Here is a 24,960-nt window from a genome sequence, read left to right on the forward strand (position 1 = left end):
ACCAGCCCATAAATTTTAGTAACCGCCCATACGACCAGCAACTCCGAGTATAAATGACCTGCATGTGCTCATTAATCAGGAATACCCGAGCATAAATAGTCCCCAAGCGCTTACAACATTGCAATGCAACCAAAACGACGTCACTTTTTAAAGACTACTTTCAACCAACTTCGCATACACCACATACCGCTGCGGCGCATTGCCAACATACCAGAACGGATAGCAGGTGGACAATGTAAGCAATTCCTCCGGTGCAGTAGAACGAATGACAGTCTCGTCATTCTCTTCTACAATCTCAGTATCCACAATCGCGTACGTAAACGTGCCGTGCGCCATTTTCACGATGATGGAATCTCCGTTTTGTAGTTCGTCTAATCCAGTAAAGACCGTATCCCGATGTCCGGATAAAAGGATCTGGTTTTTCTCACCGGGATATACGGTTCCTGTGTAATGGCCGACTCCCTGTTTCAATGCGCCATCATCTGTCCCTTCGACGATCGGGAGCTCTTTGTCCAAGTCAGGAATCTGAAGTATACCGATCGTTTCGCCGTTTTGGAATGACAAGTCGGGTGTTGCGGTCATTTGATTTTTCACGGTTGCTTTCTCTTCAAACTCGGTAGCCATTTTCAAGTATTCTTTAGCTTCAGCGAGTGCCGCTTTTTCGTATTGATTAGTGGAGAACAGCTGCATAAGCGCATATCCGATTAGGCATAGTCCCACTGCGAGCAAGAGCAAAGCCATTTTCTTCACCAATCCACTTTCCCTCCCATCCAATTAAAAAAGCTGCACGACACGGCAGCTTTTTTGACCATTCTATTGTGCAACCTTCATCCTTCTAACATACGTGACAACCATGATTGCTATCGCGACCACGACCATTACTGAACCAAGCAATAAAATATTGAACATATTCGTAGAAGTTGCTGGCAATTTAAATCCGCCTGATGAAGAAGCGTCGCCACTGTCAATCCGAGCTTTTGTTACGGCTTGCGAAGAAGCACTTGCCTTCCCTTCAGCTGTAAAGTTCAGAATAAAAGCTGCCTGCAGTCCTTGAAAATCGTTTCCAAGATGCTCCGGAAACCGGATGGTGATATCCAATTTCTCTTCGCTACCGCTCGCCAGATTTCTTGCGGGCAGTGTCGTAAAGGCAGCTAATTTCCCATTATAGAGCTCTTCATTGCCAGCCTTTACTTCCATCAATAGTTCATTAAACAGCTTTTCATCCCCGTTGTTTTTCAGTTGCATATAGTAAGTAAACTCTTTATTTCCAGCATTATTAACCGTAAGTTTACGCGGTGCCCAGTCGCCCGGCTTCATGTTGCTTACGTCAAACAAAGTCTCTTTGGGCGACAGGCTGATGTTGATCTCCTGGTTATCTTCACTATTGCTTTCGTCTGCAAAAACGCTCGCAATCGGGAAAAGTAGAATTCCGCAGGCTACTAAAAGTATAGGGATAATCTTAACAAGCTTAGTCACAGTGCTGCCTCCTTCCGTTTGGTACCGTTTGATTCAGGAAGAGGTATTTCCGCCCTCTTCCCCTGCTAAATCCGACTGTTTTTTAGGAGACAATTCAATTGCCGATAGGACTTTCCAAATGGTGAACGCGGAATAGATGAGCAACAAGAACCCCGGTATCAATAGAAGAAACGCGCCATTTTTAGACTGTGCAAAATTGATGAAATAGCCGACATAAGGAACCGTATAACCGGTATATTCCGCTACCACATTATCCGAAAGAACCGGGTTCATGTCTTCCGCATTGTTATTATCCCCTTTCGTCCTGTACAAGACGGAATCTCCACTTTTCACGACATCCGTAATCCGGTGGGTAATCAAAATACCCTCTTCCTCTTGAAACGTGATGACATCGCCGGTCTTATAAGCGTTTTTATCCTCAGCTGCTCTCACTACAATGATTGACCCAGTTTGAATGCCAGGTTCCATCGATCCCGACAGAACCGTTTTGAACTGATAACCGAAAATCTCAGGCTCGCCGCCTGAGGCTTTTGATATCACAACTACTGCTGCCACTGTAATAAGCAACACCATCAAAATTCCTGATACGATATTATTGACCCACTTCGTCACCTGTTTCGTTACCTTCTGTGTTTTGCTTCTCTTTCTCATCCGAATCACCTTCCGCTTTCTGTTTTTGTTCTGGTAGAGCTGCGTTCTGATCTTCTTTGTTTGCTGGCGATTTATCTTTTATTGGCTTCTTGTTAGCCGGTTTCTTATCCTTTTTCTTCATTTTATTTTTCTTAGTTGTATCTCCCTGTTCATCCTCGTCATCCAACTCATATAGACTTCCATCATCGGTACCCTCATCTTCTTCACTATCCAAATTCGCATCATCAGTGTCTTCAACATCTTCACCTAGGTCGGTTGCTTCTGGATCATCTACCACTTTATCTTTTTCATCCCCTATTTCAGGTTCATCTGTTTTCTTACACTCACTCATGTCCTCACTTGAAGCAACTTTTTCTTTCTCTTCAATATGGCCTTCCTCGTCGTAAGTACATTGGTCATTGTCAGGGACATCTTTAGCGTCGTCCTCTTCCTCCGACTCACTGTCTTTCTTGCCACACTCGTTTTCTTTCTCGCTCGAGACAGCTTCCTTTTCACTTTCATCCTGAGCTAGTTCATCCTCGCTCTCTTGATCTTCTGCTGTAGCTTCTTCACCAGGTGCCCTTTCTTCTTCCGATGTCTCCTCGGAACTATCTACTTCGCTATTTGGCTCTTCGTTATTTTCCTTGCTTTCTTCATTAGTGCTCTTTTCATCATCATGGTCCCCAACTGTTTCCTCAACAGTTGCAGGATCTTCCTCGACTTTTTTAAGAGGCGGCTCTTCTACGTTGGCCTCGTCAACCTCTATTACCTCACTCGGCATTGCTTCTTCCGACGTCTCCTGAGAACTCTCCTCTTCACCATCTAGTTTGATGCCATTCTCCTCGTCTGTTACAGCTTCTTCACCCTGCGATTCTTCCAATACTCCCTCATCTTTCTTCTCGGAAGTTTTCTCGTTTTGTTTCCGTAAATCTACAGTAATAATTTCAATCTCTCCGCATTCATTCACGATGACTTGCTGCACCGTCCAGATACCAGCTGTGATGCCTTGCGAAACTTCCGCACGGCTGCTGAGAAACGCGGAAGTGCCCGACGACATATAACTCACTCCAAATATGGATAAGTAGCAGATCAAAGCTACCTTAAGATAAAACAATAAAGCGCGGTGATTCTTCTTGTACCTTCGTCTGCGCTTGCTTCTCAATCCGATCCCGCCTTTCAAATTCTTGTCGCTGGATTCCGTAAATACATTCCTCAAAACATAAAATAAGGTTATATATTGAGAAATGCATTTAAGGAAGGGCACCTACGGATTGGTGAAATGAAATGAGGGAGGAGAAGGGCTCTCCTCCCAAAATGGATTACTTCGATTCTCCAGCTGTTTGTTGCGCATCAAACTTCCAAGTAAGCTCTAAATTTGCACCTTGGTAAGCGTTCTGATCCTGCCCATTGTCGTTAAATCTAAACTTCACGTATAGATTATCTGACGTACCAGCTTTAATTCCGCTCTTTTCTCCGCCTTGCCAGCCGAAGAATTTCGGTGACTCATTTTTAACAGCATCCGGTGACATATTTGCCAATTCACTTAGCGTCTTAGAGACAATGATATTGCTGTCTCCAAGAACGCTTCCTTTATCTTCATTTCTAAGGAAATCAACCACTATGTGATCTGCAAAACCAGGTACGGATTCTGTAAATGATGTCGTCAAGAAAACCTTAGAGATGTCAAGACTACCTGTGTTCTCTAATTTAAACGTACGGTTCATCCAGTCGCCTGGCTTAATGTTAGATACACTAATAATTTGTTCAGGGTTTAACGTCAAATCCAAAGTTCCTGCTGCAAACGTATTTGTACTTGTTTCAACATCATTGAAATAAGCATACGTTCCTCCACCAATCATACTTACAGCCAAAGCGCCCGTTGCGATACCCATTGCTAATTTCTTTTTAAGATTCATACTTATTATCCTCCCTAAGATTCCTAGTTTTTGTTTTCTTACAATCCATCCATCTTTCTCGCAAGTAAATCCAAGTAGTTTCATGTACCATTTCATAGCCCGGCAGTTAGTTTCGCTCCTAATAGTTACGATTAGTCCCGAGCAGACTCTACATCCACTCAGAGGAGCAATTGAATCTGATCTCCTTATGCCATGTACCGTCATCAACGTCACAAGCATTCTTGTTAGAGTATCAATCTTGACATAGGATCACCTTCTACAGAACATCTCCCCCTTTGGACTTCGCTTCATTCGCTATGAGAATGGAACTACGTTTAGTATAAACAGCCATAAACAATTTCTCGCACCTCCAATGGGTAATTTTTGGTTTCACTGCATTCGTCTTTTGAGTGACACATAAGGCACACTTTCGTGCCATTCCCAATTTCTGTTTATTCTTGTACACTAGAAGTACTAGTCCATTTGGAACGCAGAACGGACAAAAAGAGACGAAATGGACCAAAAGCATTCAAAAATAGATGATTATCGCTTCTAATAAACTGACAAGTTCCGCAACAAAGACAACTTATACTTACTATGTAGAAACAAATGACTAGTGGGAGACTAGGAACTACATCCTCTATTTGGGCACCTGGGATGTAGGGAGTCAGTGGTGCAACCGGCCTCATTACATAGGGACGTCCGTAAAAAACGTCCTTCAATCTTGAGTAAGGGGGCTCTCTACATTGATGAAAGTGGTAGTGGTAGATGATCAAACGCTCATCCGAAAAGGCATGGTCTCCATCCTGTCCATGCATGGCACAATCGAAGTTTGCGGTGAAGCAAGAAACAAGCAAGAAGCACTTCATCTGATTGAAAAAGAAAAACCCGATTTGGCAATTGTAGATTTTCAACTTGAACATGAGAGTGGAATGGATGTCATTACAGCAGCGAGGCAACTGGGGGAAACCTGCAAATTCGCCATCCTGACGCACACCACAGATGCACTGACTTTTCAGCATGCTAAATCCATGGACGTGGATGGTTACATTTCAAAAGATGCCTATCCAGAGGAACTAATTTACGCGGTTCACGTCATTCAAAGAGGTAGAAAATATTACGATCCCGATATCATCGATCTGTTACTAAAATCTCAAAAGAATCCTCAAGTGGACAATAACCAGATTGCACAGCTCACCTCTAAGGAAAAAGAGGTCTTGCAAAAAATCGGAATGGGACTGTCGAATAAACAAATTGCGGCTAACTTGTACATCACGGAGAACACAGTCAAAAAGCATGTCAGTCAAGTATTGGCAAAACTAAACCTTGGGGATCGTACTAAGGCTGCGCTTTACGCGAACTATACGGGTTTGGTGCCGGCTAGGCATGATGTGTTGATATAAGTTAACCAATAGATTCTACCTCATAATTTTTCAAACGCACAGCTATTATAATTCTCTACTATTAAATAGAATCAAAAATGCTTGTCCTCCTATTGCGAAAATTCAATAGGAGGATTTTAATTTCCTTTATTCTCCCCTACTGTATCTATTTACAAACTCTTCTGACCTAATAAGCACGAATTTAACCCTAATAGACACACTCTATTGAATTCAAACAGTTTACTAGGTAAAGTTTTATCATTAATAATAGTTAATTGGCAGATAATTTAGTTTAGAAAGAGAACTCTTTACAATTTACTTTCAGAACAACATGTTGAGATTCCCTTATTCACGTAATTATTCGCTAATCTTCTATTCATTCACCCTTCATTCCGATGGGTACAACCACTATAGATATCAGGAGAGTGTAAATCAATGGGGGAACTACACAAGAAATACCGCAAATTCATTACAACTGCGGCTTCAGCTGCTCTAGTAGCATCTGCAGTTGCACCAGTTGCAAGCGCAAAATCATTTTCTGACACACAAGGGAACACTCATGAAGCAACAATCGACGCACTATCTGATGCTGGCGTAATTTCTGGCTACCCAGATGGCACATTCCGGCCAAACAAAACATTGACTCGTTCTGACGTTGTTAAATTGATGGGTAAATGGTTAGAGGCTGAGGGCCATAAGGCAGCTGCAGATTATAAAACAAACCCACGATTCACTGATCTATCCTCTTCATCTAATGAAGAACTTCTCAAATACGCTGCACTCGTAAAAGACAATGGCGTATTCGTAGGTACTCCAGATGGAAAGCTAGATCCAGCTGGCAACATCACTCGTGAAAACATGGCTATCGTATTGGTTCGTGCGTTCAATCACGTGAATGATATTGATTTGTCTGCATTTGTAGCTGGAGAAGATTTCAAGAAAGATGTAACGGACCTTGGCTCTGCAAAAGCGGAAGCTCGTCCAGCTATCGACGTTTTAGACTTCTTCAATATCACGAACCCAGCTGCTCCAGCGTTTAATCCGAAAACAACAACTACTCGTGGACACTTTGCAACATTCTTACACAATTTCTCTACAACAGATTTTTCAAATTTGTTGAGTGATATTAGTGAAACCAATTCCGTTGTAAATTCCACCAGCTCTACTACGGTAGAAGTTACATTCTTAGAAGATGTTAAGGATATAGATTCCAGCCTTTTCTCAATAAAAGGTTTAACTGTTTCGAATGCGGTTGTGAAGCAATCAGATAATAAGACCATCATTTTGACAACATCTGAACAAATTGGTGGAACTAAATATGTGGTGTTCTTTAAAGGTCAAGAAATTGGGGAATTTGATGGTGTTTCATCAGTCATTCCAACTTCTCTCCAATTTACTACACAATCTATGCAAGGCTTGGTAGGAAAAGAAATAACACTATCAGCTAGTATAGGTGTTAAGCAAGCGGGGGTTCGGGTTACATTTAACGTACTATCGAACAATTCTCTAAACCAACAAAAAGTCTATGAAGCAATAACCAATGCGGATGGAATTGCTTCTTATTCTTATACACAAGTTTCTTCAGGAACTGATGAAGTTTCAATTTATCCTACTGGGGCTCCAACAGTTCGTGACAACGCATTCGTCTATTGGGGAGTCAACCCAATTCTGAGCGTTACCCCACAAGGAGATACAGAAAATGTAAACAACGGTGCAGAAAAAACTTATAAACTTAAATATTTGAATCCCGAAACTGGAAAACCTGTTGCTAATCAACGATTTTATATTACATTTGAAGAGAATATTAATATTTATGCGGACAAGGTAAATTCCAAAGCTACAGTCAATAACGTAAACCCTGTTCAATTAACTACCAGTAATACGCCTGTAGTAGCTTCCGTGACAACAGATGCCAAAGGAGAAGCAATCTTTACAGTTACAGGAAAGAATACAACTGTCACACCTCTTGTCTTTATTGACAACGGAACAGCAGACACACCCAAAAATATCCGAGAGACATATGACCAGCTTAAATTACAGGCTAAATCAGATCCGGTAACATTTTCAGGAGTTCAAGCGACCTATAACATTGAATTTTTCGGTCTAATGGGTGAGGATCCTGAAGTAGCTGTAGGGATAGATAATGGCCGTGTCATCATAGCTGTATTAACAGACGCGGATGGAAACCCAATTGCAGATGAAACAATAAACATTGCTTTCAAGGAAGATATGGATGAAGATTTAAAAACAAATACTCAAGCTTGGTTTGTCGACTTCGAGGATCCATCCATGCAAAGCAAACAAATTACTATTAAAACGAATTCTTTAGGAGAAGCTGAATTTACTATTTTCAGCGAGGTGCCAAATGATTATGCTACCCCTTTTGCATGGATTGACCTCAACTCACCGGTCGCAAAAGAAGGAAAATTTGATAACAACGAACCGTTTGCTATAGGTCCTGTCACGTACTTTACGGAAGAGAAGCTGTTATATGGTTCACTATACGTTACTGATGCTTACGGTTCTAGTAAGACTAAGTTTGGTGGCAATGATATTGCTGTGTTTGAATATGGTCCAAGCAATCAAAGCTATCTGCCGACTTTTCTGCCAGTAGAATATAGCCATATCGATGCAACATTTACGATTTGGAATACCGGGGGGGAAGATATTAAAATCACCTTGACAAATAGTAATGGAGTGGTTCAGACGCAAATAATCTCACCGAGACATAGTCATACGGTAATTGTAAGCGGAACCCACTCAGACAATCCAAAAGTTTCGGTCGAAACAGTAGGGGATAAAACATCTTCTGTACGAGTGGTTGCAAAAGGAACTGTGCAGCCTAACACGAATTTATCGAATAACTCGTCTTCTCCGATTTATTTAGACAATACCGAAGCCAAAGCAACTTTTACTTCAACCCAGTCAATTGAAATTATTCATACTGGTATTGTGACTAAACTTGATTCAACCTATAAGAATATTACATTTGCAGGAAAGACAATGAAAAGTTACTTAAATGCGTCTTTCAAGAATTCTAGCGGTGTGACAATTAGCCCTGAAGAGTTTGAAACTCTGGTGGAGGCGAATTTGGGAAGAGCTACAGTGACTTATCGAAAAGACGGAGACAACTTGATATTGGAAATTGTTTCTCTTACACCTAGCCAAGAACAAAAAGATGCATTTTTATCATTGGTTAATAAAGCACTTACCAAATCAGCACCTAGTGCAACACCTGAAGAATTGTCTACAGCAAAAACAGCACTAACTACTAACGCTCATTTATTAGGACTAAATATTACAGCTTTCAAATCAGCCAATTCAAATCAACAAGATACAATAATTAACTCAATCATGAACACTGGTGCTCCTGCCACATATAGTTTAACTCAGCTTCAAACTGTTCTTGATAATGAAACGGCAAAAGCAACTGATATCACGCCACCTACAATAGTTAAAGCGACTTTTGATGCTGTCGCTGAAACACTGACCTTAACTTTTGATGAGAGTATTGAGTTATCTTCCGTGATCTCTAGTCTGTCCATCAATTTTTCTAACGGTGTGGAAAGAACCGTTGAAGGTACAACTGCTACTAAGTTAAATGACTATGAGCTGGTTCTTACATTGGTGAATACAAGTAGTTCATTTTTTTCTACTGGATCAACAATAAAAGATATCAATTTACGAAATTCCAATGCATTTGTAAACATTGTGGATCATGCAACTCCTAATACAAATACGGCTAATACAGTAAATTTAAATATTAATGTTGAGTAATGATTTTTAGTGCAACATATGTAACACAGATTGCAATAAATCCGTAATAAAACAGCCACTTATTCATGATATAAACAAGTATTCATTATTTTCAAAATTTATATTTAGGTTATTTTACTATATCCCATTATAATAGAATATTTCTAGGTTAATACAGTTAGTAAGATAATATATCAGTTTCGTTAGGACACTTATTGTATCTAAAAGTATAATAATAATATTTTGATATAGGCATAAAAATCTAATCCTTAACTGTTGTTAATACTGGTTTAACAATCCCCCAAAATGCCGGACTAAAATCCCTCACTTTGCTGCTTCTGGCACGTAAGGTAGAGGAATATACCCCGGCCTTCTTTTTTTCTTCCATACTATAGGAATCACCCTTGATACTAAACGTCACCGAGTGATGCATGAGACGATCCAATATTGCGGTTGCCAGCACGTCATCCCCAAATGTTTTTCCCCATTCGATATAGAATTTATTTAAAGTGAGAATCATTGCTCCATTTTCGTATCGTTTAGAAATGATTTAAAAAAATAGATTTGCCGTGACTTCGTCGAAGTCAAAATACCCAATCTTATCTAAGATGATTAAGTCCGGGTACATAGAAGTCTCTGTAAATAGAAAAGCGTCCCTTTTTGTAGGGCTTTCTGAACATTGCTCACCTAATTACTTTGCTGCATAAATAACACACGATACCCCTTCGCTAATGCCTCCAATCCGAATATCCGGGGTCGCCAAACCATATGGATTCGTTTCCTGCTCTTTTTTTTTTTCACTGCAAACCTTGATAATACTCGGGTTTACTGGTCATTTTATCTCTTCCGTCGATCAGCGGATGTACGCAATTCGCTCATATTCATCGTACAGTTCAAGCATCCCTTTATTCGTATCATGAACCTTCACTTGCTGGTCAGCGTACCGGTAGGGCACCGAATATTTATTCTGCTGATAGGAAATTAAACACTCCTTGCTCACTTCCCGGTTTTCCCATTGTCTGACTTGATACAGCGGTTTTGTATTCCATGCAAGTAAGAGCGTGCACTCTTCTCTAAAACGTTCATCAGGAGACTGCTGTGTGATCTGATTCCGTTTTTTGTGAACCACTTGGTCCAACCATTTCCGCACTTCTGCATTTAGATCCTCTAAACTTTCGGGTAGACGGCGCTTTAGAAAATTGGATTTAAAATAGTCAACAGCACGTTCGACTTTTCCTTTTGTCTGGGCGCGGTAGGGTTTACAGGTTTTTGGCACCACACCATAATACGATAGAAAATCTTCTAATTTTCTTATTGTACCGTATCTGTTGTAACTGTGCTTGGTGACGACTGTCCGCATGTTATCGTAAAACAGCTGCTGTGGAATCCCGTTGAAATAACTTAAGGCATTCATATGGCATTTCATAAGCGTCTCCTGGTCATATCTACTTCTATGTACCGCTTAGGAGAATAGGTCAAGAACATGATGAATGTATACTAAGGACGTTTCAAGCCATCCAAGTAAATCTCCCCGATATTCTCAGCCCAATCCACTTGCGCCTGTCTTTCAGGCATCGTTTCAAACCGGACGAACGCCTGCTTCTTGGATGCCTCCCGAAAGGACTGGACGAACTGGTGTTTTTACCTTCATAGCCCTTCGCTTGGATTCCCCCATCAAGACCGAACAGTTTGTCGTACCTTCCCTTGATTCGTTCCATTAGATATGGTTTGTAGGGATCGAGCTTACTCTCCCTTTTCCCTCGCTTCTTAGACTGGGGGACTTTGTCCGCCTTCAAGTGTTTCCGGATCTTCTTGCGATCGAATCCTGTCTCTCTTGCGCTCGCGCTAATCGTCCAACCTTTCTGTTTCAATTATCTAATTATTGAAAAATTATCCAAAATTAACGTCATTTCAACACTACCAATCTATGTCTATAGAGTTAGACTGGAAGTGAAGTCTGGGGAATTTTAAACCGTTATTATTGAGGATTTTGCCGATTTCCATCTTACACGGTGGAAATAACAACAAATGGCGTGGCTATTTTGACAGGTAAAATTTTCATATATAATCTCATGGGAACAAATATGAAAAGCCACCTCCGTCCAACTATTAGAAACAATCCCAATAGAAACGGAGGTGACTTATTTTTTTAAAATTGCTAGCTGAAATTTTCAACATTTTTTAACGGATAATTCTTAATTAAATAAGAACCTAGTCCCTTATATTAGTCGTTCATCGTATGATTGTTGGAAAGCTTATGAAGTGAAAGAGACGTCCCTGGAAGTGCGGAATTGACGGGGTGAATACGCTGGATGAATTAACTTACTGCCGGTAGGCTGTATTTTTCATAGCGATCAAGGTTTATTCAAAAATCAGTAAAAGAAAAGAAAATTATCATTAGCATGTTCCGTTAAGGCACACATGCCCATAATTCTCCAATCGAAACATTCAACTCCTCGCTAAAGTCGGAAATGTTTTACCTGGACGGGGATTTTACTTTTTAGATATTTAAGGTTGCATCGATTTATATCGTCTTAGTAAGTCAGTTTGTAATATTATTCGCATTTCCTAGCCAAAAATCAAACGCCTGATTATTAAAGTCGGTATCGTCTGATTCTTATCGATCGTCATTTGACGGGCAAGCTAATTCTGGTATAGGGCTGGAAATTTGCTTTGGCCATTAGAAGAGACCCTGTAAAGAGTTTTCTCTACAGGGTCTTCCCATTCAAAAGTATTTAGAATAAAGTTAGTGACTTACATGAATCTTAATTCATACTTACTGTACAGTCACAGTAGGAGCTGCAAGACCAGTTGGAGTAGCCTCTTTCAATGTGATTGTGCCAGAAGTAGCAGCAGTTCCTGCATCGTTAAACCGTGCGTCCTTGGTTTTGATTGCTGCAGCCAAGTTTTCAGCTGTAGTATTAAGAGTAGAAGCTACAGTGAAATCTGTGCCAGCAACATATGTTACTCCATTTACAACTACTTTATTACCAACAGTCAAGTTTTTGTTTAACTTAAATGTATACTCACCTTGAGCCGCAGTAACTGCTGTGATTCCACCAGAAACAGTCAATGATGGTCCATCTACAACGTTAGCATTTACCAACACAGTGTCATCAGAAGTAGCTCCATCTACTTTGATATCTAGATCAGCAAAGTTACGGTTTCCAGATACACCTAGGTTATGAATTGCTGTATTGATATCTGCAACAGTATTTGCTGTATCGATATTAGCCAATTTAACTGTCACAACATTGTCCTCAAGAGTAGCTTCAATAGCAGAATTTCCAGAGGATTTTACAAACTTAACTACCAAACCATTGAAAGCACTTGTAAGCACAGTATCTGTATCAGCTGTAACTTCATGTCCAGCGATTGTGACCTTTCCTTCTGCTTTCTTACCAGTTACAGCTACAGCACTTTTTGTAGTTTCTGTAACATTGGACACTGTTGGTACGTTTTGCGTAATATTTTTAGGAGCAATTGTTGCATTTGAAGTACCATCAGTAAACTCAACTTTATCGGCTGCAACTGCAACAGTTGAAGAAGTAGTTATAGCTCCATCAGTTGTGAGAACAACAGTATCACCAGCAACAGACTCAACAGCTGTAACAGCACCTGTTACAATAGTAAAGTCACCAAATTGTACACTTGAAGGCTTAACATCTTTATCAAACGTTATAGACAATTTAGTTCCATCCGGAGATAGTACTGCACTTGAAATCGTTCCAGTTGCTGGAGTAGATGGTGTTCCAGATTGATCGATAACATTAAATGTCATCTTACCATCTTTATCAACAGTTACAGAAACTTTAGATGTGCCAGCAACAATTTCACCAACAAATGCCGACTTTGTTACTGTGTTACCTTTGATTTGGTATTCTTTAGCACTAGCATAGCTATAGATTACATCGTTAATTGTAAGAACTTGATTCACTTTATCAATAGATGAAACGATACCCGTAACAGGTGCAGTTCCATATTGAGAGAAATCAACAGTTACTGACGCTGGGTTTGTTGAAGGTAATACTACACCTGCACGTGAACCAGTTGCAGATACTGTTACAGATGATGGATTTTGCGCTACAACTCGAACCGCTGTTTCAGTGGAGCCAGCAGGAATCACTGCGTTAATTGTCTTAGTAGCACCTTGCTCAACTGTAGTCCCGTTAGCTGTTACTACTCCAGTTCCAGCTTTTACTTCAAAGGATACAGTTGTTGCATCAGCAGAAGAGCGCGGCTTGCCATTTTGATCCACTAGTTCATATACAAAATCTGCATACTCAGTTCCGTTAGCTAGAACTGCTTTAACAGGTACACCATTTTTGTCAACTGCATAAAGTTCAGCTGCATAGTTTACAGTCGCTACAAAGTAAGTGATCTCGCCTTGAGCTTGTAAGTCATTTACATCCAAACCAGCAACTCCAGTATCGATGAATGCGATTGGAGATACATAGTCGTTCACGCCATCGCTAGACACTGTGAAAGTAGTTGCACCGTCTTTTTCAATTGTCACTTCATAGTAACTAGTTGTTGTAGTAGAAGAAGCAAGCTTCGTCAATTCTTTGTTGTCCGAATCTAGAACATGTAGGTTACCCTTCACACCAGCAGTGTTGATAGCAATTCTTACTTTTGTTCCAGGAGCTGCAAATTTTCCGTTTTTGTCAGTGAATGTAACTGTGTAGTCACGTCCGCCTGTTTCTGTTGCATTTTTGTAAACAGCTGCACTTTGAACGCCTTCAGCTTTAAGCGTTAAGCCAAGCTCATGCTTAAGTTCAAACTTAACTGTTGTTCCTTTTGTTTGAAGAGCTGTTGCACTGTAAACCGGAACCTTAGCCAAATCAGTAGTGCTACCTGTTTTGAATGTATAATCACCAGTGTAAACGATTGGTGTTACAGTTGCATTGCTTCCTGAAACTACAAGGTTAGCTTTTCCGTCTTTATCCAACTTGACAGCTGTTACAGCTTTACCGCCAGTTGTATAAGCGTATGGATATTCAGCGCTACCTGCAATTACATTACCGTTAGCATCTACAACATGTGTTGTAAGACCTTCTACCTTTGCTTTACCTTCAGCTTTGTCAGGCGTAACATTCAAGTTTTCTTCAAATGCTACGAAAACATAACCATTTGGATTAGCTGGTGCGTTGATTTCGTAAACTTTCTTAGATCCGTTTACAAGAGTTGTAGCTTCAGTGATGTCTTTGATTGATAATTGAGCATAAGTTGCCCAGTAAACAGCACCTGTAGTACGTGCGCTTGGCTTACCAGTTGCATATGCATAAACTGTATCATTTCCAGCAGCGTAGCGAGTATAAGAGTACTCAGCGATACCGTCTGCATTTGTTTTCACTTCAACAACTTGATCTGGGTTAAGAGTCTTGTTAGTAGAAGAAACAACGTTAAATGTTACTGGAACACCAGCTTCTTTAACATTGATGTCCGCACGTACAGTTACTTCTTGACCAAGAATACCTTGTTGTGAAGTAGTGATCATTGTTACTTTCTCAGGAACTACTGCAGATGCGCCTGTGAATGTACCAATTGCTTCACCGTTCAAAGAAACAGTATATTTTTCTCCGCCTTTTTGAACAGCAGTTGTAAGGATTACAGTTTTATCGTCTGTTTGCTTAACAACAGCGTTTTCTACTGTTAAACCATCGATAGTGAATTTCAATTTGTTTAGAGATTCTTTATCGACTGATTCGCCAAATTTTACTTCAACAGTAGTAGCGTTGATTGCAGTGATTTCAGCTTTTCCATAAGGGCTCTTAGCTGTTACTTCAGAGTAATCAGTTTCAAGCGCTTTGTTCAAGAAAGAAGCAAATTGAGCACGAGTAGTTGTTCCTTTTGGATTGAAAGTAGGAGCCTCTGGGTTTGTGATATCGAAGTAGTCAAGTACGTCGATAGCAGGACGAGCTTCCGCTTTTGCAGTTCCAAGATCAACTACATCTTTTTTGAAATCTTGTCCAGCCACATATGTAGCTAGGTCAATGTCGTGTACCCGGTCGAACGCACGTACAAGTACGATTGCCATGTTTTCACGAGTGATGTTGCCAGATGGATCTAGTTTGCCGTCTGGAGTACCGATGAAAAGACCGTTGTCTTTTACTAGAGCTGCCATTTGAAGAAGCTCGTCGTTAGATTTAGAAGTCAGGTCTGCAAAACGTGGGTTTGTTTTGTAGTCTGCAGGTACTTTGTAGCCTTCAGCAACAAGCCATTTCCCCATCATTTTGACTACGTCAGAACGAGTCAATGTTTTGTTTGGTTGGAATCTGCCATCTGGGTATCCGGAGATAACACCTTTAGCTACTAATGCATCGATGGATGCTTTGTGAGAGTTTGTATCGCTCACGTCTTTGAATGATGCCGCGCTTGCAACTGGTGCAACTGCAGATGCTACTAGAGCAGCTGATGCAGCGCCAACTACAAACTTACGATACTTCGTTGGTTGGTTAGCCATTGAATAATTTCCTCCTCTTATTGAAAAAAATAATTTGTCAACTACCCCACGGCAAAATGGAAGTAGAAGCCATTACACAATAAAGTATAGATAGTCACGGCTTGGATGTCAATTACAAATTAGTAATGTTCCAGATTCATAGAGTATAAATGCTCTGAATTTATCCGCCGCTTCTACTATTCTATCGTATTTCAAATATATATCAAGTATTTCTATGTTTTTTCTGTCGAACTTAGTAGGTTGTTATTTTTGACATAGATTTGTAGTGCTTGTCTTCGTATTGACGTTATGCAGGAAGGATTAGGAATATGACTGGAGTAATAAGTATTTGAGCGGGTTTTTGCTGGAGTTAATTATGAGCATGCAAAAAGCCTGGAACAGATGGGAGCTGTTCCAGGCTTTTTGTGCGGTCAACCAACCGTTTTCGTCCTGCGTGGCGTTTGTTATATATGCTACAGAGGAAATTATCCTTACACTTACGTATTCTATCATCCTATTTAGTAGATTACAAGTATGGTTTTATTTTTTTCCTGCTAGAATTTCTAATAGAAATTTTGGAAGAACCATTTGCCTTTTGAGACGGCTTGGTTCCTTCAATAGACGGTACAGCCATTCGGCGCCGACTTTTTGGAATGCGGCCGGTGCACGTTTGATGTTGCCGGCGAGCACGTCGAACGATCCCCCGACTCCTTGGTAAAGGATCGGGTGAAGCTGATCTCGGTATTGTTCAATCCATAGCTCCTGCTTCGGGGAACCCATGGCGACGAACATGATGTCGGGTTTTGCTTCGTTGATCGTCTTGATCACTTTCTCCGTATCCTTTTCGTAGCCGTCTTGCGTACCAGCTACAATGAGGTCCGGATAGGTTTCCACGAGTTTCGCGGCTGCCTGGTCCGCAACGCCTGGTTTTGCGCCATACAGGAAAATCCGTTTTCCTGTACGTGCCGCTTCCCTGACGACGCGGTCCATCATGTCGACGCCCGTTACGCGTGAACGGATATTGCCTTTTTTCATTTTCGAAGCGATGATGACGCCGATCCCGTCCGGAATTTGGAATTCCGCACGGTTTAGCAGCGCCTTCAATTCGGGATCGTCCTTTGCCTTCATTAGTTTTTCAGGATTGATGGCAACGACGAGCGATTTCTTTTTGTCTTCGATGTTTTGGAAAACCTTCGGGATAAGTTCGTCATAGCTTTCCGTATTGACGCTGACGCCTAGTATTTGTTCTTTCATCTTAGCTGAAGACACCTGCCGGAGAGCCGTCACCGAGCTTGTAGTAATGGAAGCCTGCTTGCTCCCATTTGTTCCGGTCCAGCGCATTTTTCGTATCCAAAATGAACGGCTTTGGTGTTTTCGTTAATAGATGGTTCGGGTTCAGCTGTTTGAATTCATCGTGATCCGTCGTCAGGATAATCAAATCGACGTCCGCCAATGCTTCTTCCAGTGTATCTTTTTGTGTTGCGTGCTTCGCGTTTTTAATATGTGGATCGAAGGACTTCACATCGATATCGCGAGTTTGCAATTCTTTAATAACAGTAAGGGACGGGCTTTCGCGCATGTCGTCGACGTTGCCTTTGAATGCAAGGCCCAGTACAGCGACTTTGCCGTCTTTAATGTTTTGATCATCAAGCAAGCCCTTCGTTTTCTCTGCAACGAATTCCGGCATGCTGTCGTTTGTGAGACGGGCTTTATGGATGATTTGCGCTTCCGCCGGGTTTAATTCAACGAGGAACCAAGGGTCAACGGCGATACAGTGGCCGCCGACACCAGGGCCTGGCGTATGAATGTTCACGCGCGGGTGGAAGTTTGCGAAACGGATTGCTTCCCAAATATCTACGCCAATAGATTCCGCGATTTTAGCCAGTTCATTGGCAAACGCGATGTTCACGTCACGATATGTGTTCTCCATTACTTTGACGAGTTCCGCAGTTGTTGCGTCTGTCAAATGAATTTCCCCTTGGACGAATGTTTTATAGAGATCTTTTGTCATTTGTGCAGATTCCGGCGTGATGCCGCCGACGATCCGGTCGTTGTTGACGAGCTCTTCGAAAATCTTGCCCGGGATGACGCGTTCAGGTGAGTGGGAGACGAATAAGTCTTCTCCGAGTGTCAGGTTTGATTTGCGAAGCTCCGGAAGCATGATGTTTTCGACTGTTTTTGGTGGAACCGTTGATTCCAAAATGACGAGTGCGCCCGGCTTTACAAATGGCACGATGGATGCCGTTGCCTGGCGGATGTATTCTAGGTTTGCCGTGTTGTCCGGGTTAATCGGAGACGGAACGGCGACAATGTAGACATCGGCTTCGACCGGCGTCGTAGATACGGTGAATTTCCCTTCGTCGATGGCGCGCTCGAGACGTTCCTGGAGACCGTTCTCTTCTATATGTAATTGCTTATTGGCAATCATGTTGACAGCTGTTTCGTTAATATCGACACCATGTACTTGAACGCCGCTGTTGGCGAACATGACGGCTGTCGGAAGGCCGATGTAGCCGAGGCCGACAACGCAGATTTTCTTATCCATTGGTATGTTCCTTTCTTTGTGGGACTGCTTTTGCGGCTTGTTCGCCGCTTGTTGGATTCCACATTACACAGTAGATGATTATATCATAGCGGACGGGCCTGAACCAAGTGTTTGGTCCATACCCGCCCTATAGTAAACGTTATTGCACCGTAATTTGTGAATAGACACCCTGCTTTGTTGTCCGTCCGGTGGTTGATGGAAGACCGGGATGGACGACGAGCATGTAAGTGCCGCCACGCTGCATCTTTTTCACTGGCGTTATTTCAAGCTGGCCGTTTTTGTTCATGCTTGTCTTCACCGGAACCGCAACGCCTCCCATTTTCACGAGTTCTACCTTATTGGACGTCTGAGTCGAGCGAAGGTTCATCGGCTGGGTGAAATGGAGATAAAACGTTTTAGCGGCCGCCACTTTGTCAAGCGGATCAAGCGGTTTGTATTTCTTGCTGGCAAAGTGATCATGCAGGAGCCGTTCATGAATTGTCGTCAGCTCTTTGCCAGGTTTCGTTTCGATCGTCGGCTGGACACCTTTCTGATGGATCTTCGTCTTTTTCGGTCCAGTGAATTCACCGACAGTCAGTTTCAAGGCACTGCCGTCCTCGAATTCGAAAAAGGTCTGAATAGTCCCCTTCCCTTTCGTCTTTTCACCAACGACGGTTGCTGCGCTCTGGTCGATGACAGACGCTGCCACGATTTCAGAAGCGGAAGCCGAGTATTTATTAACAAGAATGTAAGTCTGTTTCGGGAATTTCACTTTGGACGGAATTGGCTTCACCATTTGGCTGCCTTCCCGCGTCGTAACATAATAGGCGTCTTTCACGCCCTCGAAATGGCCGAGGAATTTTTCGGCGCTGTCGACGTAGCCGCCTCCATTATAGCGTAGGTCGAGAATCAACTTGGTCGCACCTTGCTTCTTCAAGGCGAGCCATTGGTCGATGATCTCCTGATTCAGCTTGGCGGAGAACGTTTGGATTTTAATATACCCGATGTTGCCGTACAGCATGGAAGACGAAATCGCGGGCTCGTCCAGCTTGGCACTGGCCACGTCGTCCGCCCCGACTGCCGCCATGTAGTACGTATATTCGTCTGGCGCAAGGTAGCGCGAGTATTCGTCGAGTGCGTCGATTACTTCATCGACGGTCTTCATCGAGTCGAGGTTGTCCGGGATTTTGCCGTAATAATAGTTTTCAACGAAAAATTTGATGTCGTCGACCCGTGCCGCTTCAGCAGCCGGGGAGAATAGTAATATGGCAATGAATGCGAATAGAATGGCTTGCAGTTGTTTCACGCCGGTTCCTCCTTTTCATATAGACCTTGTTATTGATTATACCCGCTTTGCTGTATTAAAGACATGTTAGAGGAAAATAGTTTGGTAGAATTAGCAATTTTTCTGTGAGGAGAAGGTGAAAGGACAGGAAGTAGCATGCGCTGCCCCCTTTCCTGTTTTATTTCGATGAGAAGATATGAACCCAATACGTCGTTCCGTCCGCATCTTTCGCAAAGCCGGCGCCTATGTTGGTGAACTTGGATTGCATGATGTTGTCGCGGTGGCCTTTGGAGTTCATCCACCCTTCGACGGCTGAACCCGGGGTAGTGTAGCCTTTGGCGATATTCTCACCGTAGGCAGTCCAGCTGTATTTGTACGTATCGAGCATCGTACCTACTGAGCCGTATGTCGGGGACAGATGGGCGAAGTACTTGTTCTTCACCATATCCTCGGCTTTTAGCTGGGCGAGTTTGTTGAGCGCGCTGTCTGATTTCAAAGCGGCCAGCTTTTGGGAAGCTCGTTCTTTATTTACTAGATTGATGGTGTCGGCCGCGAATGTGTCATCTTTGACGACAGGTGGCGGCTCAGGAGTTGAGTAGATCTTATCGACATAGCGTTGCTGGGTTTTGTCGTAATAGATTTCGCCGGATTTGCGTTTGGCGTCAAAGTCCATCGCGCGTTTGACGAAGGCAGCCATTTGGGCGCGGGTGACGTGGTCGTTCGGTTTGAATGCTTCGCCTTCTGCAGTTGTTGTGATGCCGAGTTCTGCGATCGTGATGATATATCCTTTGTAGCCGTTCAACCGGTTGACGTCCTGGAAGGCAATAAGATCGTTGTCATCGACAATGATGTCGTAGGCGAGGGCGATGATTTTCGCCATTTGTCCGCGCGTGAGCGGCGCGTTCGGGTTAAAGTTTTCACCGTTGTTAAAGATGCCGCGTTCTGTTAGCGCTCGGATATGCTGGTAGGAACCGTGCGCCGGGGACACATCTTGGAAATCCGGCTGAAAGTTCGCCGACGGTTTCATGCCGGTGGCGAGCGCGATGATTTTGGCTGCCTGTGCACGGGTGACGGGCTGGTTAATGCCGTAATTTCCATCAGGATAGCCGCCGAGAACCCCTTTGTCCGAGAGGACGTCGATCGCTTCATATGCATAATGATTTTTGGGAACATCTTTGAATGTCGCGGCTTGCGCGGGGGTGGTAAGAGTCGCAAGTGCGAGAGTTGCTGCGAGTGCGGTTGCTGGGATTCGTAGATTCATAAGTCTGCCTCCTTTTTTCTGTAATTATACTAGATTTGAGGCAGAATAGTAGAGTAAAAAGAGCCAGGGTTAGCCCGGCTCTTTTGTGATAGATTCATGATTTTGTTTTCTTTTTCGCAATTCTTCCGCCGCCCCGGAGCCGAGGATGACCCCGATGATAATGAACAGGAAGCCAATCAGATGCCGCCCGGTGATGACTTCCCCGAGGAAGATGGCGGATCCGAGAAGGCCGAATAAGGTATTCAAGTTCATAAAAATGGCGGCTTTCGCTGGTCCCACTTTCCCGACGGAGTAGTTATATAACATATGCCCGACTGCCGTCCCGATCATGCCGCTGGCGGCAAAGGCAATCCAAAAGCGCGGCGGTGCCGAGGCAAATCCTTCGATCTTTCCGGGCTCCTGAACGAAGCTAATGAGCATAAGCAGGATGCTGCCAACGACGAGCATGTACGCGGTAAGCAAACGCGGGTCCAGCGTCCTTGCCGCTTTCGCGATGATCATAAAGGAAAGCACTTGAGCGAGGATGCTGAAAAAGATGAAGGCATCTCCGAGTGCGAGGCCGCTTACCCCGTCCCCGCCTGCGAGGACGACGGAGCCGATACCGGCAAACCCGATCGCTGCGCCGATCCACTGGATTTTGGACGGGTTATTGCGCAAGAGGAGTGCGGTAAAGATGGCGGTCAGCACAGGTCCCATACCGAGGATGAGCCCCGTGTTCGTTGCGGACGTACGGGACAGGCCGACGCTCATGAAGTAATGGTGCAGGACGACGTTGAGCAGCGCGCCGCCCAGGATGTACAGCCATTCTTGTTTGGTTGGCTTTCGTACTAGTTTCAGAGGCGTGAGGATGGCGAATACGGTGATGCCCGCGAGCAGAATGCGGAAGGAGGTCATGGTGACGGGATCCATGAAGCCGACCAAGTATTTGACGAGGGGCAGGTTGAGTCCCCAAATGAGCATGACGGTGGTGAGGAGCATGTAGATTTTGAGCATGGGGCGCGCCGCCTTTCGTGTGGTGTTTGGGTTGATTATACAGGATGGAATGAGGGGTGGGAAGGTTTGGGTTTTGGGGGATGGGTTTTGCGGAGTGAGTTGGATGGTGGAGTAGTGCTGGTGGAGTTTATGCGCGGGTATGGAGGGGTTATGCGCGGGTGGGAGTAAGGTATGCGTGGGTGCAGTAGTGGATGGCGTCTGAGGACTCGCGGGAGGATGATTTGTTGGAGAATTTATCCTTCGCGTAGAATGGTTTTGACAAACTAGGGTTGATTAATAGGGAAACTAGGTTTGGTAGATGCTTTCGAGATTTGAAGGAAGGAGATGTGAGGGCGGGCTGGTGTTTTGACAATCTAGTGGCTGAATAATAATAATTATTAAGAAGCGGATTCCCCGTAGTGCTAGGGAATCCGCTTTTTATTAAAACTGATACGCCTCCCGTTTCACTGCCAGGCTGCCGATGATATAGGCGGCGAGTGACAGGAGGACGGGCAAGGTAACGGTGTGGACACCGAGCAGGTTGCCGTTCGCTGTGTTGTAGAAATGGATGACGATGTAAGCGGCAATGCCGGTAATCATGCTGAAGATGGCACCGTATTTATTGCCATACTTCCAATACAGTCCGAGGACGACCGGCCAGATGAAGGCGGCCTCGAGTCCCCCGAAGGCGAACAGGTTCAGGAAGATGAGCAGTTCGGGTGGCTGTAGTGCGAGCAGGAAGACAATGATGCCGAGAATACCTGTGACGCCGAAGCTCATGCGTTTGACCGTTGTTTCGCTCGCTTCCGGTTTGATGAAGTTTAAGTAGACGTCCTTGACGATGGCCGAGCTGACGAGCAGCAAGAGCGAGTCGACGGTGGACATGATCGCGGCCATTGGGGCTGCCAGGACGATGCCGGCGAGCCATGGCGGCAGGACTTCGAGCGCGACGAGCGGGATGACCTTGTCCCCGACATCGATGCCCGGCATGATGGGACGTGCGAAGACGCCGATCAGATGCATGTTGAGCATGATGAAGCCGGTGACGATCGTCCCGATGACGAGCGCACGATGCATGGCGCGTGAGCTTTTGTAGCTCATCGCGCGGACGGCCATTTGCGGCAGCCCGACGACCCCGACGCCGACGAGAATCCAGAAGGAGGATACGTAGGCGGCGGTCAGTGTTCCGTCTGCTCCATACGGCGTGATGAGACGCGGGTTTTCATTGAGTAAATCCTGCATGATTGCTGGGACGCCGCCTCCCGCGATGATGACGCCGATGAGCAGGACGAGTGTGCCGACGACCATGATAGCGCCTTGGACCGCATCAGTAAGCGCAACGGCACGGAATCCGCCAATCGTCACATAGACGAGGACGGATATGGCGAAAATGAAAAGCGCCGTTGTGTACTGGAGTCCGGTGAGCGACTCGATCAGCCGTCCCCCGCCAACCCATTGCGCAGTCATCGCGGAAAATAGGAAGACGATGATCGCGATGGCGGACAAAATGGCGACGAGCGGGCTGTTGTAGCGTGCTTTCAGGAAGTCGATCATCGTGACGGCGTTATATTTGCGGCCGAGGATGGCGAATTTCTTTCCTAGAATGAGCAGCACGAAATAGCCCGTGACGACTTGGGTCATAGCGAGCAGGATCCAGCCGAAGCCGACCGTGTACGCGGTGCCGGGACCCCCAAGGAAACTGGAGGCACTTCCGTACGTAGCCACCATCGTCATGGCGAGAACAAAACCGCCGAGTTCTCGTCCGCCGAGGAAGTATTGCTGCAGGAAGCCCCCTTCCCCGCTCATTTGTTTGGAGGCGATGAAGCCGATTGCGAATATCCCGATTAAAAAGATGACGAGCGGGATGATGACTTCGATATTCATTGTTTTGCCGGCCCCTCCTTTGGTTGGTCAATGCTGCTAGGATCCGCATCGAGCGGAACTTCTTTTAATACGAATTTCGTAATGACGATGACGAGAATGCACATGATGATAAAGCCGAGCACGCAGCTATAGAAGAACCAGTCAGGCAAGCCCCAGATATAGGTGTACTCTTCTGGCGGGCGCGAGCCGAGTCCGTAGGCGAAGCCGAACCACCAGACGAAATTGAAGATGGCGAGTGCGATGCCGATGATCGCTTCCCGGTGCGCGATTTTAAAGCGCGGGTCGGTCGCTTGGGCGGGGTTCGTTTGTTTGCGGTTCATGACGTTGCTCCTTTCTGTTGGGATTGGTTATGGTCTCGTGCGAGTTTTACTGTTTCTGGTTGATTTTTATGGTCTCTGGGTTTGATTATACAGGATATGGGGGGGTTTGGGAGAGGGATTTTTGTGTGTTAGTGAATGCTTGGATTACAACTCTACTATTGAACGTACAACTGTCGTTTTTAATAGTAGATTTAGTAGAAGAGGTTGTTTGATTTCCAAGTTTTCAGGGGCTCTTTTTGGGCAAAACGACGTTTTCTGTGGTTTTTTATGTTCAAAACTAGGATTTGAGGAAATACGGAATTAGGTAGGTTGCGTAAGGATAATAGATTCGCGGGAAGGTAACTAGTCATACACAGTATTTTTCGCGACAAATGCATTTGACAAACTAAGGTTTTTCTTTTTAATTCGTCAGTCGCGTGATGGAACAGAAAAAACCAACGACAATTCCTCAGGCGGTGTGAGGGTCGTTGGCGTTGGTGCAGTATTGGTAGATGGCGGCGGTTGCGAGGCAGTCGCCGATTGCGTCGTGGGCGTCGTGTTCGAGCTGCAAGTATTTTGTGAGTGTCGTTAATTTGTGGTTTGGTGTGGCCGTGATCGTTTTGCGCGCGAGTTTGACGGTGTCGATGACGGTGTAAGCCGGGATTTCGATGCCTTCGAGGTTGTCGAGGGCGTAAAGAAAGCTCATGTCGAAGGCAGCGTTGTGTGCAATGATCGGCATGTTATCGATAAATTCGATGAGGTCGCCGATTTTATTTTCAATCGTTGGGGCCCATTCGGCCATTTCGTTCGAGATGCCGGTGAGTCGTGTGATGTTCGGCGGAATGTAGCGTTCCGGATTGATGAACGTATTGAAGTATTCGATTTGCTCGTGGTTGATGAATTTGAGTGCTCCGATTTGAATGATACGGTCGGCACCTGCACGGAAACCGGTCGTTTCGAAGTCGAGCACGACGTAGTCGGTCTGCGGTTTGGTCGTCGTCTTGTATTTTTTCTTTTGGCTGCCGTAGCGGGAACGGGTGTTGTTGGCTGTCTTTTGATTGATGAGCTGTTCGGCTTTTTGCGTCATATGGTTTGCACTTCCTTTCGTTCCTGACCCTAGTAGTGTTATAGATAGTATACACGATTCCTAGGCT

Annotated in this window: 19 protein-coding genes and 1 riboswitch; of the genes, 2 read left to right on the forward strand and 17 right to left on the reverse strand. The window is 44.3% G+C overall.

Annotation, left to right across the window (positions count from 1 at the left end):
• Window positions 1-147 precede the first annotated feature (147 nt).
• The 5 genes from ACSW3C_RS09300 to ACSW3C_RS09320 form a co-directional block, all read right to left on the reverse strand.
• Window positions 148-750 carry a class D sortase gene (locus ACSW3C_RS09300; protein ID WP_486562542.1) on the reverse strand — a complete coding sequence of 201 codons (603 nt, stop codon included), beginning with the start codon at window positions 748-750 and terminating at the stop codon, window positions 148-150.
• 63 nt (window positions 751-813) lie between these two features.
• A complete protein-coding gene (locus ACSW3C_RS09305) occupies window positions 814-1,476 on the reverse strand; it encodes a hypothetical protein (protein WP_486562274.1) in 663 nt (220 codons plus the stop codon).
• Window positions 1,477-1,509: 33 nt separating this feature from the next.
• A complete protein-coding gene (sipW, locus tag ACSW3C_RS09310; protein ID WP_486562275.1) occupies window positions 1,510-2,127 on the reverse strand; it encodes a signal peptidase I SipW in 618 nt (205 codons plus the stop codon).
• Window positions 2,069-3,163 (reverse strand): hypothetical protein, encoded by a 1,095-nt coding sequence (locus ACSW3C_RS09315; RefSeq protein WP_486562276.1) that lies wholly within the window; start codon window positions 3,161-3,163, stop codon window positions 2,069-2,071. Before ACSW3C_RS09315 ends, sipW begins: the two co-directional genes overlap by 59 nt.
• A gap of 262 nt (window positions 3,164-3,425) precedes the next feature.
• Complete coding sequence (locus ACSW3C_RS09320; protein WP_486562277.1) at window positions 3,426-4,022, reverse strand: TasA family protein; 597 nt, start codon at window positions 4,020-4,022, stop codon at window positions 3,426-3,428.
• A gap of 590 nt (window positions 4,023-4,612) precedes the next feature.
• Window positions 4,613-4,695: riboswitch (cyclic di-GMP riboswitch) on the forward strand.
• A gap of 55 nt (window positions 4,696-4,750) precedes the next feature.
• On the opposite strand from ACSW3C_RS09320, the gene ACSW3C_RS09325 reads away from it, so the two are divergent.
• Window positions 4,751-5,404, forward strand: a complete 654-nt coding sequence (locus ACSW3C_RS09325) for a response regulator (RefSeq protein WP_486562544.1) — start codon at window positions 4,751-4,753, stop codon at window positions 5,402-5,404.
• Between the two features lie 414 nt (window positions 5,405-5,818).
• Window positions 5,819-9,160: an S-layer homology domain-containing protein gene (locus tag ACSW3C_RS09330; RefSeq protein ID WP_486562278.1), complete on the forward strand. Its 3,342-nt coding sequence runs from the start codon at window positions 5,819-5,821 to the stop codon at window positions 9,158-9,160.
• Window positions 9,161-9,401: 241 nt separating this feature from the next.
• Here ACSW3C_RS09330 and ACSW3C_RS09335 read toward each other — a convergent pair whose 3' ends face one another.
• The 12 genes from ACSW3C_RS09335 to ACSW3C_RS09390 all read right to left on the reverse strand — a co-directional run bounded on the left by ACSW3C_RS09335 (window position 9,402) and on the right by ACSW3C_RS09390 (window position 24,893).
• A complete protein-coding gene (locus ACSW3C_RS09335) occupies window positions 9,402-9,689 on the reverse strand; it encodes an ATP-binding protein (protein WP_486562545.1) in 288 nt (95 codons plus the stop codon).
• Between the two features lie 303 nt (window positions 9,690-9,992).
• Window positions 9,993-10,565 carry a Mu transposase domain-containing protein gene (locus ACSW3C_RS09340; protein ID WP_486562279.1) on the reverse strand — a complete coding sequence of 191 codons (573 nt, stop codon included), beginning with the start codon at window positions 10,563-10,565 and terminating at the stop codon, window positions 9,993-9,995.
• 82 nt (window positions 10,566-10,647) lie between these two features.
• Window positions 10,648-11,010: a hypothetical protein gene (locus ACSW3C_RS09345; protein ID WP_486562280.1), complete on the reverse strand. Its 363-nt coding sequence runs from the start codon at window positions 11,008-11,010 to the stop codon at window positions 10,648-10,650.
• Between the two features lie 905 nt (window positions 11,011-11,915).
• Entirely contained in the window at window positions 11,916-15,602 is a 3,687-nt protein-coding gene (locus tag ACSW3C_RS09350; protein WP_486562281.1) for an S-layer homology domain-containing protein, read from the reverse strand.
• A 519-nt stretch (window positions 15,603-16,121) separates the two neighbouring features.
• Window positions 16,122-16,835, reverse strand: a complete 714-nt coding sequence (locus ACSW3C_RS09355; protein ID WP_486562282.1) for a WecB/TagA/CpsF family glycosyltransferase — start codon at window positions 16,833-16,835, stop codon at window positions 16,122-16,124.
• A gap of 1 nt (window position 16,836) precedes the next feature.
• The gene (locus ACSW3C_RS09360) at window positions 16,837-18,126 is read right to left on the reverse strand and encodes a nucleotide sugar dehydrogenase (RefSeq protein ID WP_486562283.1); all 1,290 of its coding nucleotides are present in this window, start codon (window positions 18,124-18,126) and stop codon (window positions 16,837-16,839) included.
• Window positions 18,127-18,265: 139 nt separating this feature from the next.
• Window positions 18,266-19,411, reverse strand: coding sequence for a S41 family peptidase (locus ACSW3C_RS09365; RefSeq protein ID WP_486562284.1), 1,146 nt, complete (start codon window positions 19,409-19,411; stop codon window positions 18,266-18,268).
• Window positions 19,412-19,568: 157 nt separating this feature from the next.
• Entirely contained in the window at window positions 19,569-20,651 is a 1,083-nt protein-coding gene (locus tag ACSW3C_RS09370) for a CAP and S-layer homology domain-containing protein (protein ID WP_486562285.1), read from the reverse strand.
• A gap of 69 nt (window positions 20,652-20,720) precedes the next feature.
• Window positions 20,721-21,644 (reverse strand): DMT family transporter, encoded by a 924-nt coding sequence (locus tag ACSW3C_RS09375; protein WP_486562286.1) that lies wholly within the window; start codon window positions 21,642-21,644, stop codon window positions 20,721-20,723.
• 420 nt (window positions 21,645-22,064) lie between these two features.
• Complete coding sequence (panF, locus tag ACSW3C_RS09380; protein ID WP_486562287.1) at window positions 22,065-23,507, reverse strand: sodium/pantothenate symporter; 1,443 nt, start codon at window positions 23,505-23,507, stop codon at window positions 22,065-22,067.
• Window positions 23,504-23,827 (reverse strand): YhdT family protein, encoded by a 324-nt coding sequence (locus ACSW3C_RS09385; RefSeq protein WP_486562288.1) that lies wholly within the window; start codon window positions 23,825-23,827, stop codon window positions 23,504-23,506. The genes panF and ACSW3C_RS09385 overlap by 4 nt, the downstream gene beginning before the upstream one ends.
• Window positions 23,828-24,275: 448 nt before the next feature.
• Entirely contained in the window at window positions 24,276-24,893 is a 618-nt protein-coding gene (locus ACSW3C_RS09390) for a 3'-5' exonuclease (protein WP_486562289.1), read from the reverse strand.
• Between the last annotated feature and the right edge of the window lie 67 nt (window positions 24,894-24,960).

The organism is Sporosarcina sp. AD_1 (assembly GCF_057373025.1).